Source organism: Myxococcales bacterium (genome assembly GCA_016706225.1).
Classification (GTDB): Bacteria; Myxococcota_A; Polyangia; order Polyangiales; family Polyangiaceae; genus JADJKB01.
This window is the reverse complement of the sequence record JADJKB010000025.1, coordinates 75,266-90,300: the sequence shown is the minus strand read 5'-3', so window position 1 is coordinate 90,300 and position 15,035 is coordinate 75,266. Positions and strand designations below refer to the sequence as shown.

The 15,035-nt window shown below is 67.3% G+C and carries 12 protein-coding genes; 4 read left to right on the top strand and 8 right to left on the bottom strand.

From position 1 onward, the window contains the following. Positions 1 to 774 precede the first annotated feature (774 nt). Together IPI67_38970 and IPI67_38965 are read left to right on the top strand one after the other, a co-directional pair. A complete protein-coding gene (locus IPI67_38970) occupies positions 775 to 1,344 on the top strand; it encodes a hypothetical protein (protein MBK7586154.1) in 570 nt (189 codons plus the stop codon). 283 nt (positions 1,345 to 1,627) lie between these two features. Next, entirely contained in the window at positions 1,628 to 2,191 is a 564-nt protein-coding gene (locus IPI67_38965; GenBank protein MBK7586153.1) for a hypothetical protein, read from the top strand. Between the two features lie 102 nt (positions 2,192 to 2,293). Here the strand turns inward: IPI67_38965 and IPI67_38960 are convergent, their stop codons facing one another. From IPI67_38960 to IPI67_38945, 4 genes are all read right to left on the bottom strand, one after another. Further along, positions 2,294 to 4,027 (bottom strand): hypothetical protein, encoded by a 1,734-nt coding sequence (locus IPI67_38960; GenBank protein ID MBK7586152.1) that lies wholly within the window; start codon positions 4,025 to 4,027, stop codon positions 2,294 to 2,296. A 71-nt stretch (positions 4,028 to 4,098) separates the two neighbouring features. Next, positions 4,099 to 4,731, bottom strand: a complete 633-nt coding sequence (locus tag IPI67_38955) for a metallophosphoesterase (protein MBK7586151.1) — start codon at positions 4,729 to 4,731, stop codon at positions 4,099 to 4,101. Between the two features lie 87 nt (positions 4,732 to 4,818). Further along, positions 4,819 to 5,646: a hypothetical protein gene (locus tag IPI67_38950; protein MBK7586150.1), complete on the bottom strand. Its 828-nt coding sequence runs from the start codon at positions 5,644 to 5,646 to the stop codon at positions 4,819 to 4,821. Between the two features lie 134 nt (positions 5,647 to 5,780). Beyond that, positions 5,781 to 6,083 (bottom strand): hypothetical protein, encoded by a 303-nt coding sequence (locus tag IPI67_38945; GenBank protein ID MBK7586149.1) that lies wholly within the window; start codon positions 6,081 to 6,083, stop codon positions 5,781 to 5,783. A gap of 301 nt (positions 6,084 to 6,384) precedes the next feature. Between IPI67_38945 and IPI67_38940 the strand changes: the two genes are divergently transcribed. After that, positions 6,385 to 6,780, top strand: coding sequence for a VOC family protein (locus tag IPI67_38940; GenBank protein ID MBK7586148.1), 396 nt, complete (start codon positions 6,385 to 6,387; stop codon positions 6,778 to 6,780). Continuing rightward, positions 6,767 to 7,141 (top strand): hypothetical protein, encoded by a 375-nt coding sequence (locus IPI67_38935; protein ID MBK7586147.1) that lies wholly within the window; start codon positions 6,767 to 6,769, stop codon positions 7,139 to 7,141. The genes IPI67_38940 and IPI67_38935 overlap by 14 nt, the downstream gene beginning before the upstream one ends. Positions 7,142 to 7,186: 45 nt before the next feature. On the opposite strand, the gene IPI67_38930 is transcribed toward IPI67_38935, so the two are convergent. The 4 genes from IPI67_38930 to IPI67_38915 form a co-directional block, all read right to left on the bottom strand. Continuing rightward, entirely contained in the window at positions 7,187 to 9,391 is a 2,205-nt protein-coding gene (locus tag IPI67_38930; GenBank protein MBK7586146.1) for a hypothetical protein, read from the bottom strand. An 81-nt stretch (positions 9,392 to 9,472) separates the two neighbouring features. Continuing rightward, entirely contained in the window at positions 9,473 to 11,173 is a 1,701-nt protein-coding gene (locus IPI67_38925) for a hypothetical protein (GenBank protein MBK7586145.1), read from the bottom strand. Positions 11,174 to 11,454: 281 nt separating this feature from the next. Next, positions 11,455 to 12,210: a hypothetical protein gene (locus IPI67_38920; protein ID MBK7586144.1), complete on the bottom strand. Its 756-nt coding sequence runs from the start codon at positions 12,208 to 12,210 to the stop codon at positions 11,455 to 11,457. Further along, on the bottom strand, positions 12,210 to 14,987 hold the full coding sequence (locus IPI67_38915) for a hypothetical protein (GenBank protein ID MBK7586143.1): 2,778 nt from the start codon (positions 14,985 to 14,987) through the stop codon (positions 12,210 to 12,212). The genes IPI67_38920 and IPI67_38915 overlap by 1 nt, the downstream gene beginning before the upstream one ends. Between the last annotated feature and the right edge of the window lie 48 nt (positions 14,988 to 15,035).

Below are 15,035 nucleotides of genomic sequence, written 5' to 3'. Positions count from 1 at the left end.
CGAAAGAAACGCCGGGATGACGCCACGGGAGCGTCCGGGATTTGTCGGCCTCTGGCGGAGTGCGCCGCCAAGCGACGCCGATCGGGTCCAGGCCGCTCGGGCACTTCGTGACGGAACCTCGTCGCGGAACACGCTGCGAAGCGTGAGCTATCGCGAGCCACTGTGGCGGAGTATCATCGCGGACCTCGTGATCGGAATTCCTCGATGATTCGTTTGCGCCGACCCGCGAACCGCGAACTGACTCTCGTCGCAGCGCTGGCTCTCGCTCTCGTGACCTCGCCCGTCGCGGCACAGGACGATCCCGAGCCGCCCGCTGCGGATCCGCCGTCCGAGCCGCCCGCTCCGCCTCCAGAGACTCCCCCCGACCCGCCCCCGCCGCCGGCGCCGCCCCCACCGCCGGCGCCGGCGCCGCCCCCACCGCCCGCTGCCCCGCAACAGCCGCCCGCTCCACCGGAAGCGCCTCCGGATCCCCCGCCCCCGCCGCCCCCGCCGGCTGAAGCGCCTCCGAAGAAACCTCCGAAAGCCACCTTCCCCGCGCCGCCTCCTCCAGACAAGCCGCGCGCGCCCGCCCCGTCGCACAGCGCTCCGGTCGAGCGCCCTCGCGCTTCACCGCAGCCGAGGCCGCGCACCACGCAGCGGTCAAATGCAGCGCCGACGGCGCGCAGCGAGAGCGCGCCCGCTCCGTCGCCCGCGTCGGCCGACCAGGACAAGCCGGACGAGGAAGAAGACGACTCCCCGGGCGGCTTGTTTGGTCCGTTCAGGATCGGCGGCCTCGTGGGCGTCGGGTTGCCGAGCATCCTGAGCTTCGGGGGTGCCATCAAGCTCACGCGCTATTTCGGAGCCGGAATAAACGTGGGGCTCATCCCGACGATAAAGATCTCGCTCTACGGCGACGCCCAGCTTTCCTACCAAGAGTACGACGCCTACGGCCGGCTCTTTCCGTTCGGCGGCATGTTCTTCGTGGGTGCGGGAGTCGGCTACGCGACCATCAAGGGCTCGTTCAAGAGCAGCTACGACGTTCGCCCCTACCAGGCCATCGCGCCCACGCTGCCGGACTCGCTCGCCGTGGAGAGCATCGCGTCCGTGCGCACGTTGGTGCTGACTCCGCAGATCGGCCTCCAACACATCTTCGGCTCGGGATTCACTCTGGGCATCGACGTCGGCCTTCAGATCCCCCTCGCGCCCAGTGAAATCCACTTCGACACGCAGCTGCCCCCGGGCGTACCGGCCGAGGTCATCGACAAGTACGTCAAGCCGAACGATCAGAAGGTGCAAGACACGCTCGAGACCATCGGCCGCGCCACCGTTCCGACCCTCAACTTGCGCGTCGGTTGGATGCTCTAACCGCGGGAACCGCGCTGAGATTCAGGGTCGGGCGGGTCCCCCAATTGGACTGGCGCTGTGGCTCATCTACGACCCCGCGCGGCCGAAGCGCCACGTCAAAGTCGGCAAGCGGTTCCAGGCCGTCTGACCAGGTACCTGCCGCGGGTACCGTCGAACCGCCGGCAACTTCGAGCCCGGCGAGACCTGCACGGCTGACTCCCCGCCGCTCCGACGACGAATGTGACGCAACGTCAACCGGCGCGAAATTGCGCATGGCGTACGAGTCGAAGTGCTAAGAGGAGTGATGCTCGAGCGTTCGTGGTTGGTGGTCGCAGCCTTGGGGCTGTTCGCGTGCAACAGCTCGACGAACGGAGGCGGAACCGGCGGCGCGGCGGGCGCCGGCGGGGGCGCGAGCGGATCGGGCGGCGCGGCCGGATCGGGCGGCGTGGCCGGTAACAACGACGGTGGTGGCGCACTGGGCGGGGTCGGCGGCGTGGGTGGAGTCGGTGGAGTTGGCGGCGGAGGGACTGGCGACGCCGGCACGCCCTGCAACGGCGCCGACTTCGAGTCGTGCCTCTTGCCCATCGAAAGCTACAACGGCGCTTGTTACGAAGCGTCAGGATTCCAAGGCCCGGAGAAGGCGGTCTTCGATCAGACCTGCACGGACTCAGGCGGCACTCTGGGCACGACGCCCTGTTCGCACGATTATCCCAACGTGGGCGGCTGCTCCCAAGCCGTGAATTTCTGCTGGATCGTCTGGAGTCTCATCGAGAACGATCCAACCACGCCCGAAGACGAGTTCGCGGCGGCAAAGGCCGAGGAAGCCAACGCTTGTGCACTGGCCAACGGCAAGTACTACGCGCCGTAGCAAACGCTGCTTCTCGAAAGCCTGAGTGTGACGCCTCGACCAGCGTTCGCCGCCGACCGATGTGTCGAGCGGCTGCTACGGGCCGCACGCGGGCCTGGTGCTTCAGTTGATGCTGACACGGAACGCGGTGAGCTTGGCGCCTGCGAGAGCCGGTGAGGTGAAGCGGAGCGACCAGGCGCCCAAGGGGGAGCGAGTGAACGACCGGCTTGCGTCGAGCTTCTCGTCCTCTTTTGCGAACACGCTGCTGTTCAGGTCCACCGTGAACGAATAGGTGACCTTGCTGCCACTGACCACAGGCGACTGAGCGACGAGCGCCACTTCTGGCCAGTCGGCGTGCAAGAGCGAGAGCGAGACCTGCGAGGCGTCGCCCTGCGGAACGGTTGGAGCGGCGATCTCCACCACCACCTTGATGGGATTGAGCTTGGCGCCCGTCTTCTTGAACAGAACGGGGGTGCTCGCGGCGCCGCCCGCGCTGAGGATCGCCGGGGCTGTCACTTCACGAGCTACTTCGTCGGAAATCGTTTCCGCTCCCGTCCACTCTGCCAGCACCGGGACGAAGCGTTCGGCCTTGGGGTTGGTTCCCGTGATCACGACCTCCCAGTCGCCGAACCCGACCGGCGCATCGTTCCCGGCCGAGAGCGGTGGGGCGCTGAGCGTCCAGCTGCCGTTGCCGAGGCCTTTGCCGAGATACTGGTAAGCGCCAAAGTCCGAGGCTGGGATCAGCAGTGACGCCTTGCCCGTCAGACTCGAGGTGATGGAGCACTGCGCATCCAAGATCGGGCTTGGATCCAGGCAGTTTGCCGCGTTCTCGTTGGTCGACCAGATCTGCTCTCGGCAGGTACCGGCGGCGCATCCCTCCGAGTGGCTGAGCTCCACCTCGCCGTCCGGGTCGCCCACGTAGTTGCTGGTCTTCGCGCGGAAGAACACCCGGGCCTTCGGCTCGGCGACGCCCGCGTAGACCTCGCCCTGTGCTGACATCTGCACGAACGGACCGGGAACTCGATACATCAGGCTGTCGAGGCGATTGGCGTAACCGGGAAAGTTCGCCCGCTGTCCCAGCGTGGTCACGACGTACTTGGCCGCGAGGTCCTTGAGCCAAGGCGCAAAAGCTTCGCTGGCGCGCTTCTTGGTCAGGCTGAGCAGGTGGACGAGCACCACGCCACCCTGGGTCGTGTTGACCCGTTTGTTCATCTCCGTGCGCCAGGTGTTGGCGTTGGCGTTCACCAGGCCCTGGTCGTGTACGTGCCAGCCGACCGAGATCCGACCGATGCGGGCGTGAAGCTCCTCTTGGTGCGCGCAGCTTCCGCCATAGGGGAAGCGGAAGAACAGACTGCCTTGAGGCGACAGCAGCTCGTGCTTGGCGAGCGCGGTCTCCGTATCGTAGAGGCTTTCCTTCACCTTGTCTGCGGTGGGCGCGGGCTTCAGGTAGTTGATGTAGAGGTACGGCGAGACTTGATCGTTCCGCGCTCGGATTCGGGAAGCGTTCACGGCGCTCAGGTTGGTCAGGAAGGCCTTCGATACGAAGAAGTTTGCGCGCACGCCCGCTGCATCGAGCGCGTCGAGCACGGCGCCCAGAGCGTCGTTCGAGACCGCGTCCGCCGCGGTCAGTGTCAGCGCGACTCCCGCGGCGTTGTCGTGAGGCCCTTTGGCCACGGTCTCGACGAACCCTCCGCTGTAGCTGCAGGCGTTGGCGTGGTCGCACTTGCCGCCGCAAACCTCCGAGTCTTCGTCACCGACGCCGTCGGCCGCTGGGTCGGCGGTGCTGGCGCTGCAGCCTCCAAGGGCGAGCGCGACGACTGCGGCAACACTACGAACGAGCGCGGTTTTTGTGGTCATGGCGATGCGTGCCTCCATGAGTAGTACCTTCGCTTACATTGACCCCTCCGTCATTGACACCTCCGGCCAGTCTAGTGACCAGAGCGACCAGCTCGCGCGCCGTGCCCTGGTGTAGCGCTGTATTTTCCCGCCTTGTACTCGTGGTTGCCGATCACGCCGAAGAAGGGCGCGCGGCGCAAGAGCGCGCCGGCTTGATCGAACCAGTGGTCCCAGCAGGCAGGCGTGACGCCCGCGTACACGTAGTCGCCGGTTCCGACCACGAAGTCGGGCTGCTGGGCGGCGATCATCATCGAGACCTTGGCCCAGTCGGTGAAGTTGTCGCAGAGCGCGGTCGCGCCCCGTGTGTCTCCGAACACCACGTAGCGGAAGGGCGTGCAGGGGTCGGGTGCCGTGCGGAACTGGAGCCCCGGGCCCTGAATCAGGTCCGCACCCGACGTGATCGCGTAATAGTACTCGGTGGCTGCAGTCGTCACCTCGTGATCGGTGCTCGCTGCGGCCTCGCTCGTGGCCAGCGTGAGCCCCGTGGGAGTCGTGCCGTACGCGACCGTCCCGACGGACGGTTGGTCGGTGAACCAACGGATCGTCACCTCGTCCTTGGTCACGTCGCCGAGCAACGGTCCCTTGTCGACGGCGCCCAGCGCGAACCCCGTCCACAAGAGAGCTCCGATGGCAATCGGCAGCGCGGGTGTGCGGTGGGAGTTCACGCCCCGCATTCTATCAGCGGATCCGAGCAGAGCGCGCGGATGGATGCGTCGCGCTGCGAAGGGCCCTCGGCGGACGATCGCGCAGAATCAGCGCGCGACGAGCTCGACCGCCGAACGCCGCGAGGGAGGAACACCCTGATTGCAGCAGCGCCTTCTCTTCGTTCGCGATCCCGACGACGATTGGAGCATGGAGGCGCTCACCGCCGTGGCACGCCGCCGACGTGCCGTGCGCCGCCGCAGGCGCGCGAGGCTGATCACTGCCAGCGCGAAGAGCCCCGGCCCCGTCGCGCGGGAGGTCGCCATATCGCAGCTGCAGCTCGCGCTCCGGCTGACGGCGAACCCGCTACTCGGGCTCGGCGCGGGCGAGGCGGGAGGGGCAGGTGCCGGAGCCGCGCTCGGCGGCGGCGGTCCCGGCTTGGATTCGGCCTGCAGATCGCCCTTCGTCTTGGTCGTCGCGGAGATTCGCTTCAAGCGGCAGTTGTCCTTGTCACGCTTCTCCACAGCGTAGCGCGCCTGCACCAAGCTCACGTTCACGTCGCGAATGTTCAAGTCTTGCTCGGCCAGCTCGCCGCAGGTCTTGGCCTTCGCGGCCAGGAAGTTCGCGGACTCTTCGCGGCCGGCATCACCGCGGATCTTCGAGAACAGCTCGATCAGATCGCCCTCGCGAAAGCCGAACACGCGCACGGGCCCGCGCCCGGGGTTGCATACGAGTGGCTCGTTCGGCTCGAGCACCGATTTCTCGGGCTCTTCGTTGCAGTTGGTCACGAACAGCTTGAGCTGGGGCAGCGTCCCCTGCCCCTCCACCGTCAGCTCGAGCGTGATCTTGGCGCGGGGTGGCGGCGCGACGTCAGCGCGCGCCGGCAATGTCGCCAGGAGCAACGCGGCCATGCAGCCGATCGAGGTTCGCGCTGTCATCTCGTCTTCCCCGTGCATGCTGGACGACTCGACATCGAACCGCAAGGTGCTGGCAGATCATGCCCTCCCAGCCGTTTTCGGATCGGTGGTCGTAGTCGCCGCGGTCCGCCGGTGCGCGGGCGACGCGCGCCGGGTCACTCGGTCCCGAACCCGACCCAGGCCGCGCCGAGCGAGATGACGACGATCAGCGCGGAGCGCGCCCAAGCCTCACCCGCGCGCCCGCGGTACATCGCGGCGCCCCAGGCGTCGAACGCCGCGATGGGACCTCCGATCAGGCAAACCCACCCCAGCAAAGGGCGCCACGACCAGCCCATGATGTGCCAGAGAGAGAGCAGGCCTGCGCCCGCCGCGCCGGCGCACGCGGCCATGGCGACGCTGGCGCGCTGATCCCACTCCTCATGGGCCCACTTGCGATAGCGGCGGTACCAGTCGAGCACGGCGTCCAAATGTCATGTAGTGCATCAGCGCCCGCACCGGAACCCGATGCTCGAGCGACGCATCGAGGCGGGGCGGGGCGCCGCTCCGTGCCTAGAAAATCGTTGAGCTTCACCTTCTCTCTCGCGCGAGCAGGGATCCGTCACTCGGACCGGCGTGCCACATGTCGTTGCCTGAGGGGTCCGCGCACGAGCGCGCGGCCACGGCAGAAAACCAGGTTGCCGTCCGGCGCGTGGAGGATCGCTTTCGTTGTGCGTTGCGGCCGCGCGAGCGAGCAAGGTAAAGGACAGACGAGGAGGCAACATGGCGAGAGTGACGGGAGTCGGCGGAGTGTTCCTGAGGAGCGCGGACCCGAAGGCGTTGGGAGCGTGGTACGCGAAGCACCTCGGCGTCGAGGTCGGCGAGTGGGGCGCGACTTTCATGTGGAAGGATGAAGTGCCGGCGGGGACGGGGATGACGGCCTGGAATCCATTCCCGATGGACACGACCTATTTCGGCGAGGGGAAGCAGGCGGTCATGATCAACTACCGCGTGGACGACCTCGAAGCGCTGTTGGTGGCGCTCGCCGCTGCTGGCGTTTGGATTGACCCGAAGCGCCAGAACGAGAGTTATGGTCTCTTCGCCTGGATCAAGGACTGCGACGGGAACAGGCTGGAGCTCTGGCAGCCGCTCGAGGCGCCCGAGCATGGAGCTGGGTGACCAGGCCACGCGCTGCCGTTTTCGGAGCTGCGAGGCTGAGCACGGCTTCGTCGAAGCCCGCCTCGCCCTGACGGCGACCGAGGACGGCGGGCGGTCCCACCCGGTCTTCACCGACTACCGACCCGACTGGAACATTGGCAATCGCACCGAGTCCGGCGAGGTGGAGAGCAACGGCGCGCCCATCACGCTGGAAGACGCGCGATCGATTCCTCCCGGTGGTATCGGCACCGTTCGGCTCCCTCCGCTCTGGCCAGAGGCCCGGTCCAGGGTCCAGTCGGGAGGCGAGATCGCCATGCATGAAGGCAGTCGTGTCGTCGGCAACGCGGTCGTGCAGCGGGTGACGTTGAGACGCCGAGGATGAGAGGCGTCCCGAAGCCCGACGCCGCAGAGACGGACACCGCCCCTTTCACCCGGCCGACGGACCCGTGCCCGGTTCGCCGTAGGTCAGGTCCGCGAGAATTTCCTGGGCGGGCCGCGCCGGACGCATCGGACGAGCCCCGCCGAGGTAAGGCCATACCGCCTCGCGGATCTCGTCCGGGAGCACGGTCTCGAGGTATTCGAGCGCGGTTCCTCGGTGGTGGAGGTCGTCCGCGTGAAGCGCGAGGAAGGCGATCCGGAGCGACGCCGGGTCTACGTGCAGCGCGATGACGTTGAACACATGCTCCAGGCTGCGATCGATCCTATCTTGCTGAAGCCGCTCGAACAGCCCGGGCGCGTCGTCCTCCTCTTCGTCGAAGGGCGGACTCGTTTGGCCTTCCCAAATTTCCTTGCCGAGACTCGCCTCGCGAAGAACGATCGCGGTCACGACCTCCCGCGACACGACCACTCCCGAGGACGGCCCGGCGACCTTCACCAGCGCGCGACTGCAGGCGTAACGGACCTCGAAGCGTTCGTCGCTCAGGCCCCGGACGAGCCCGTCCGCGGCCCGTTGCGCGGAACACACCGAGAGCACACGCGGGATTCGGCGCCGAACGTCGAACTCGACGTTCTCGTCACAGAGCGCGTCCAACAACTGCCCGGTCGAGCGTGTGGCGACCTTCCGGAGTGCGCGGATCGCGTCGAGGTGAAACTGTTTGTCGGCAAGGAGCGCGATCGCGAACGAAACGAGGGGCGCCGCGAGGCCATCTGCCGACAAGACCCGCCGGACCCGCTGGGGGTTGCCGGAGCGAAGGTCAATGACGGCTCGAATGGCTTCGTCCAGGCTGTCCGTTCGCTCTTGGAGTTCGGCCGGGCGCTCGCTCGACGACTCCGGGAGCGCCTGGGCGCGGCGGTCCTCCAGCTGCTCGACGAGGGCGTCTTCTGCTGCGATCTGCGCCCGTCCCTCGCGGCTGATCGACTGTCTACCGACGGGCTCGACCTCCGCCCCTTTGCGCAAGCTCTGCTCCAGCATCCTCACATATCCGCGGTGCAGTGGACGCAAGCGTGTGACGGTCACGAGCGCGCAGCCGATGGCCACGACGAGGAGCAGCACTTCGGTTCGCCCGGGAACCAGCCAGAGCACGAGCGCGGTAATTGCGCTGGCCAGTACCGTACCCACTCGATCGAACCCAACGTCGATCAACATCTTGGTCGAGCGCTTCTTCTCTTCGGAGATCGGCGTGTAGAGCAGCTCGTACGCGGTGCGAAAGAGAGAGTTCTTCTGCATCGCCTCTCCACCACGCAGGATGGCCGTGCTCCCCAGTCCCGGCACGGCGAGCCCAACTGCCCCGCCGAGCACGACCACGGCTGGGAGCAGCGCGACCGTCAGCGCGAGGCCGAGCTTTTCGACCGCGAGCCGCCCGAGCGAGAGCTGTACCACGAACGAGAGCACCCCCACGACCAGCCAGAACACGGCAAAGAATGCCAACAGCTCGGGAGCGGTCGCAAAGCGCATCATCGCTTCGGAGCTGAAGACGTAGTCCAAGAGGCCCGACGTGATGGCTGCCAGTGCCACGATGAGCCCGAGATTTCGTAGATAGGGGGCGTCCCGAATCGAACGCAGCGGATTCGCGGCAGCGGCCTCGGTGCTCGCGGCGCTCTCGGACCGAGGCCGCGTCGCCCCAGCAGCCATGCGGTACGTGCTCGCTACACACAAGAAGTTCGTACCCGCGAGCAGCGGCAGCATCGTCGGCACCGAAATCACAGTCGACGCTCGCCACGCGGCGATCCCGCCCAGCACTCCGCCGAGCGTCCCACCGGCGGCGATCCACGCGACGGCGCGCTTGCCCGCGTGCGGGTCGAAGGCCTCGTTCATCAATGACCAGAACGCGGAAATGACGGTCGCGCCGAACAAAGCGGTGTGTGCGTAGAGCAGTATGGCGGCCAGCCGCGGCAGGCTGAAGCTCAGGGCCCACAGCCCGAGCAAGAGCACGCCGCTCGCTCCGAACAGCGCCGGCACGATCTTGGCCGGTGAGTGGCGCAAGGTCATGCGCGCGAGCCAGAACGCGACGACGAGGGACAAGAGCGCCGAAACCGCCATCATCGCCGGCAGCGCCGTCACACCGAAGGTCGAGAGAAAGAGTGCATCTCGGGTGGCCTTCCCGGCGACCTGCTGAGCGATCATCGCGGCCGACGCGAGCGTGGCAAGGCGCGCTCCCGCCGGGACGCTCCCCCACGAAAGGTTCCGGGTCACCGACAAGACTACTGCGCTCCACCCCGGCCGAGACCCAGCGTTGCGCTCCGCCGCACGCGCTCACGGAGGACCTCTGGCGGCTCACGCACCAAGCTGAAGCCCCAGCGTCACGCGGTACTGAGGGTAGCTGAAGGGCACGCCGGACGTTTGAGGGATCGGAATCGCGATGTGAGCCGGGTCGAGGATCAGGTAGACGGAGCGGCTGACCTCGAACTCGAGACCCACCAGGTTGAAACCGACGTACGGGCCGACCGTGCCTTTGGGGACGCCGTACAGGGCGAAGTTCATCCGAGAGATGCCGAGTTGGAACGTCGAGCGCACGTTGATTCGCTCGTAGTTCATGGGAAAGCGCACGACCAACGTGCCGTAGACGTTGGTCGTGCCCTCGCGAAACCGCTTCGTCGTGCGAGAGAAGAATGGGTTGAGCTCGCCATCGACGCCGACCAAGAAGCGCGGCGAGAGCCGGTAGCGGACGCCGATGGAGGCGGCGGCGGCGGCATGGGTCAGGGAGCCGCCACCCGCGAAATAGATGCCCAGCGGAAAGGGCTGCTCGCGGGACGCCGAGTCTGGAGACGTGTCGGCGGGGGTATCGCCAGAAGAACACACGGCTTCGGGTTTCGGTTCGGCTTCGGGTTTCGGCTCGGCTTCGGGCTTCGTCGCTGATTCTGGGTTGGATTCCGCTTCGGGATCCGCGGCCGCCTTGGGTTTCGATTCGGCCGCTGAACCCGCGGGTGATCCGTCGGAGTGCGGCACGTCTTGGGCGGCGGCGGGCGAGCTGGCCAGGCCGATCCCGAGCAGCGCGGCCCGTGCCGCGACGCGCGGCCCACCGCGGCCGGCTCGGCGCCGCCGCGCCCACAGCAGCCCCGCGCCGAAGACGAAGGACGAGAAGCCCCACGGGGATTGGCCCACGCTCGCTCGGCAACCGCAACCCGCGGGATCCCGATATTCGGTCTCCGGCGCGTCGCACCAGTGGTTGGCATACGTGCAGCCCGGTTCCAGCTGAAGATACTGGCCCAGCACCACGTCCACCCGTGTCATCCGTTCGGCGTCGCTCGCGGCCGGCGCCAGCGCGGCGGCCATGAGCGCCACGGAGGCATCCCGGGCGGTCTTCATTCGGCCGGTGCGCAAGGCATCCAGGTTGCTGCACGCATCCAGCTGGGACGAATGCGGCGGCCCGTCCCTGGATTCTTCATGCACCTCGTCGACGACGTCGGCGTAGTTGAGCACGGTCGTCACCCGCAGGTGATCGCTCGTGCGCCATTGATGGCTGAACGAATCCTGAAAGGTGTGCAGGGCCCGGCCCATCTCGACGTAGAAAGTCGGCAGCGCGACATCCACCGACCCACGGATGTCCAGCACCGCTTCGAAGGTCGTGCGCCGGCTGGGGTCCACGCTTCCGTCCGGGGCCAGCCCGGCCAACGCCTTTTCCACCTGACCGCGGATCGCGCTCCGGCATGCGGTCAACGCCCTTTGAGACCCGTCGGGCTCGTCATCACTGGAGGCCCGCAGACAGTGCATCTTCTGATTCACCGGGGAGCCGTGGACCATGGCCAACGCGTCCAGGTCGTCCGGCGCGTTGCCGTCCAGGTCGACGTCGCGGTTCGCGAGGACAAGGGTCGCGCCCGCCAGATCCGTGTCGGCTTTGAGCGGGAGGTCGTCGACCAGCGCCCGGTCTTGACCCTGTGGCTCCAGTGGAGGCGCCAGTGCCTGCTGGCTCCGGAGGCGGGATAGGGCATCGAGCGTGATCGTCTCGTGGCACGCTTCGGTGATCTCGCTGTTCACCGTGTACCCGTAGGCAGCAGCCGGCGTACCGACAATGATCACTAGAGCGCACAGCCCCGACGTCCGAACGAGCCTTCCCATGCCGCCCGAAGTGCAAGATGCAAGCCCAGGTGGCTCCCTCGCTTTCGAACGCCTGGCGTGGCACTGCACCCAACGCTGCGTTCGGCCGGAGGCGAGAGTGGGACGGAACGCCCCGGCTCGAGCATTCTCGTCACCCTCGAGGCGAGACGCGCTCGCCGCGCGGACCCGCATTCGACGACCAGACGCGCGTTCACGCCAGGTCAGAATCGTCCGACCGCCGCAACACCCTTGGTGTCGGGATTGAGCTGCGGCACGACCTTCACCGGCGTGGAGTGCAGCGCCGGCACCAGGATGCCAGTCGAGCCGCCAACGAGCGCGCCACCCACCGCGTCGCTGATGAAGTGCTTGCCCGCCATCACACGCGCGACACCGACGAACGAAGCGACGGTGAGACCCACACCCTTGTCGTTGCGGCCGCAGTGCGCTTCGTAGTTCGGATCCGTCTCACACGGCGTCAGGCTCGGCCGGCCGCGTTCGAACACCCGCTCCGACCCCGTCAATAGCGCTCCCGCCACCGCGTACGCTTCGAGGTCGATGAGCAGCATCTGGACACCCCAGTTGGGCTTTTGCCGGATCGCAAAGGCAACGAACCCATCCACGACGATTGGGTAGAGGGCGCCTGCGAAGTAGACCGCGTCACCGAGCGTTTGTGCGTGGTCCCGACCGGCTCGACTCTTGGCGCGCAGGCCATCGCGGACGCGGTCGTCGAAGAGCACCCCCCCGTGCCAGCGCACGTCCCCGTTCGGCGGCCAGATGAACGTGGTCGCGACCACAGCGGTCGCGCCGGCGACGGTGACGCCGACGTCCAGCCAGTCGAAACGACGGTATTGCCAGGCATCGCTCTGACTGGTCGGTTGTGCGCTCGACGCTCGCGGCAGCGCGACGACCCAAACGAAGCACGACGCTTGCCAGAGCCGCTTCAACCCGCCAAAGCGAGCTCTGACGTCGGAGACCATCACTCGACCGGCTCTTCGGCGCGGGCCATCTTGCAGCTGACTGGGGCGGCGCTCTCACAGGTTGCGTTCAGCGCCCATCCGTCGAGGGTCCTGGACTGCTCCAAGAGCCAGTCGTTGCCGGCCAGAATCCCAACGTGCACTTCGTCGCCGTGACTGACGATGCCAGCCGAGAGTCGAAGCGGTGATTGGAGCTGGAGCAGGAATGCCGCGCGCGTGTCGGCTGGTGAGCTCTGGATGCGACCCGCCGAGGCCAGCGGTCCTCCGCTGGCGTTCTTGACCACGATGTCCGTCATCCGACAGCTGCGGCGAAACTCTCCGGTCGCCTCGAGCTCCTCCAGCGGAAAGAGAGAGGGCACCCATCCGGGCAGGTCTCCGCTCGCCGCGAACATGCCAAGAGCCGGAAGGCCATCGCGAAACTGGGCACCAAATTCTCCAGATGCGTCGACATTGGCCCCGGCGAGCACGCTCAACGTCGGAAGCGTGACGCGACCCCACCAATCGCGAACGCGGAGACTGCCCGCATCGAGCCCAGCGTGGTCGATGCTGACCGTACCGGAGGCGAGGGCCGCGCCATGCTCGAGATCGAGCATCGAGAGCCGCCACGTCGAGCCGAGGTCCGCGTGCACGGGGGTGCGCCCCAAGCGTCCCTCCACACCCCGGGCCCGGACGCGAACAGTCCCCGAAAGCTGCCCGAACGATCGGCGCAGCTTGCTCATCAGCTCGAGCTCCGGGATCTTCGCCTCCCAGCCCTCCCGCGGGTTCTTGCCGCTCGTCATGTGAAGGCGCTTGGCGTTCACGTCGAGAGAGATCGCGTCATTGGATCGTTGCTGATACCGGGACTCCAAACGGGCATCACCCGTGACCAGGAAATCGTCCCAGCGCGCTCGGAGAGCGCCGATGTCGGCGACGGCGTGGACCTGGGCTTGCCCATCGGTCGCGAACCCGAGCTCACCGCGAAGCGTGGCTCTAGGGACACTCAGCCACGGGCAGCTGGCGCTCGCGTTGACGCTGCTCGCGGAGAACTTTCGGACCGTCAGGGTGGCGTGGGCAGTGCCACTACGCAGCAACAGGTCCAGGTCCTTGGCTTTTGCGGCCAGCTTGGCGGCGCCAACGACCGACGTGGCGCCGACCCGAACCCGCACGGAGGGTAGCGAGAGTTCGAGGGAGCCGCGGGTCAGCTTGGACCGGGACAGCGAAACCTCGGACGCCAGGTCGACGCGCCGAGCGTCGGCACGCACGACGCCCTCGACCAGTGAGAGTCTCTTCGCGGTGGCCCGCACGCTTCCGGTCCCACGACCGTCACGTAGCCGCGCGTGCCCTTTGATGCTGGCATTGCTCGCTTCGACGCGGGTGGCTCCTACGACCACCGCCAACGTTCGGGCATCAACCGTCAGGTCGACCCGGTCCTCCGAGAGCGCTTCCGTCTTTCCTCGCCCGAGCGAAAGGCGGGCGCTTCCGTCGAGCTCGAAATTCACGGACTCGAAGCTGCCCCGGGCCTTGGAGACAATCGCGCGGCCCTCGCCTCTGATGCTGCCCCCGGCGTAGCGCCCGCTCGCGTCCACCCGCGCACTTCCGCCCCGGAGCCGAAGCTGGTGACGCTTTGTCAGGTCATCAAAGCGTGACAGCACCGGTACCTCGAGCCCAGTGACTGCGCCATCGACCCGCGCCAAACCCCAATCACCGCTCAGGTCGACGCTCGGGCTGGCGACCGCCAGGTGGGCCGCGGTGACCGTGACTTGCGAGCCGCGCTCTCCGGAGGGCGAAGCACCGGCGTGCTCGAAACGAACGTTCACCTCGCCCGACCCATCCGCTGCGACGTGCGCTCCAACCCCGAACGTCTTGCCGTTGAACGTCCAGCCGCGAAAGACTCCGCTGAGCGTGGGACCTTGGAGCTCGACGTGAGTCTTGTCGGTGAGGACGCCATGCTCCGCGTCGAGCCGCAGATCCAGCCGCGCGCCCGGGGTAGCCAACTTCGCGCCCGGCGGCAGAAGCACCGTCAGAGGCTCGAGGTTCACGTCCTCGCCGTGCAGTTCCAGGGTCGCGCTGATGTAGCGAAACACCTCGCGCCCGACCGGAACGTTCACGAAGAACGGATGCACCACGCAGGTGACATGGCCCGAGAGACTCCCCGCCAGCAGCCGGTTGCCCGCCCGCAGCTGACCCGACCGGAGATCCATCGAAGCCGGCCCGACCACGAGAGACTGCCCAGCGTGCAGGCGAAACGCGCCCCCGGCGCGCGCAACACCCTGATAACGCAGCTGCTGAGCCCAAATTTCCACCACTCCGACGTCCACATCTTCCGCGTGAACTCGCCACAGATCGGTGCGCGGCGGCGCGGGCACGTACGCCGGCACCAGGGCCGGGGTACGAAATTCGGGGATTGGCGGCAGCGCAAGGGTCGACGCCAGCTCGGCGTCGGCTGCAACGACTCGGAGCCGCACGCGAAACACCAGACCTTCACCCCGAACGCGAGTGGCGTGCAGGGTCTTGGACAGCAGCGGAATGAGAGCGAGCTCCGCGTCCAAGCGCGGCGCATCGAGGGACCACTCCAGGTTGTGGTCTTGGAACAAGATGCGCGCTTCGTTCACGTGGACGCGGCCCGGCCACAGTGTCCATGCGCTGCGGAACGTGACGCGAATATCGTCGGTGGCTCTCAACGCGTGCTGAACGCCCCCCCAATTCAGCCAGGCATTGGCCGTTGCGACGTAGCCAAGCTCGGCAGTCACCAGCGTGACGAGCGCAAAGCGAATGACGCGGAACCACCACTTGTGTCGCACACCGTCTCTCACTGCACAGGCCGTGCCGCGGCTTGATACGAGCTCCGC

What these genes read in the sequence shown, in the direction of transcription:
- IPI67_38935 (MBK7586147.1), top strand. Translation starts at nt 6,767, where the DNA reads ATGGAGCTGGGTGACCAGGCCACGCGCTGCCGTTTTCGGAGCTGCGAG.
- IPI67_38920 (MBK7586144.1), bottom strand. Translation starts at nt 12,210, where the DNA reads ATGGTCTCCGACGTCAGAGCTCGCTTTGGCGGGTTGAAGCGGCTCTGG.
- IPI67_38965 (MBK7586153.1), top strand. Translation starts at nt 1,628, where the DNA reads ATGCTCGAGCGTTCGTGGTTGGTGGTCGCAGCCTTGGGGCTGTTCGCG.
- IPI67_38940 (MBK7586148.1), top strand. Translation starts at nt 6,385, where the DNA reads ATGGCGAGAGTGACGGGAGTCGGCGGAGTGTTCCTGAGGAGCGCGGAC.
- IPI67_38960 (MBK7586152.1), bottom strand. Translation starts at nt 4,027, where the DNA reads ATGACCACAAAAACCGCGCTCGTTCGTAGTGTTGCCGCAGTCGTCGCG.
- IPI67_38950 (MBK7586150.1), bottom strand. Translation starts at nt 5,646, where the DNA reads ATGACAGCGCGAACCTCGATCGGCTGCATGGCCGCGTTGCTCCTGGCG.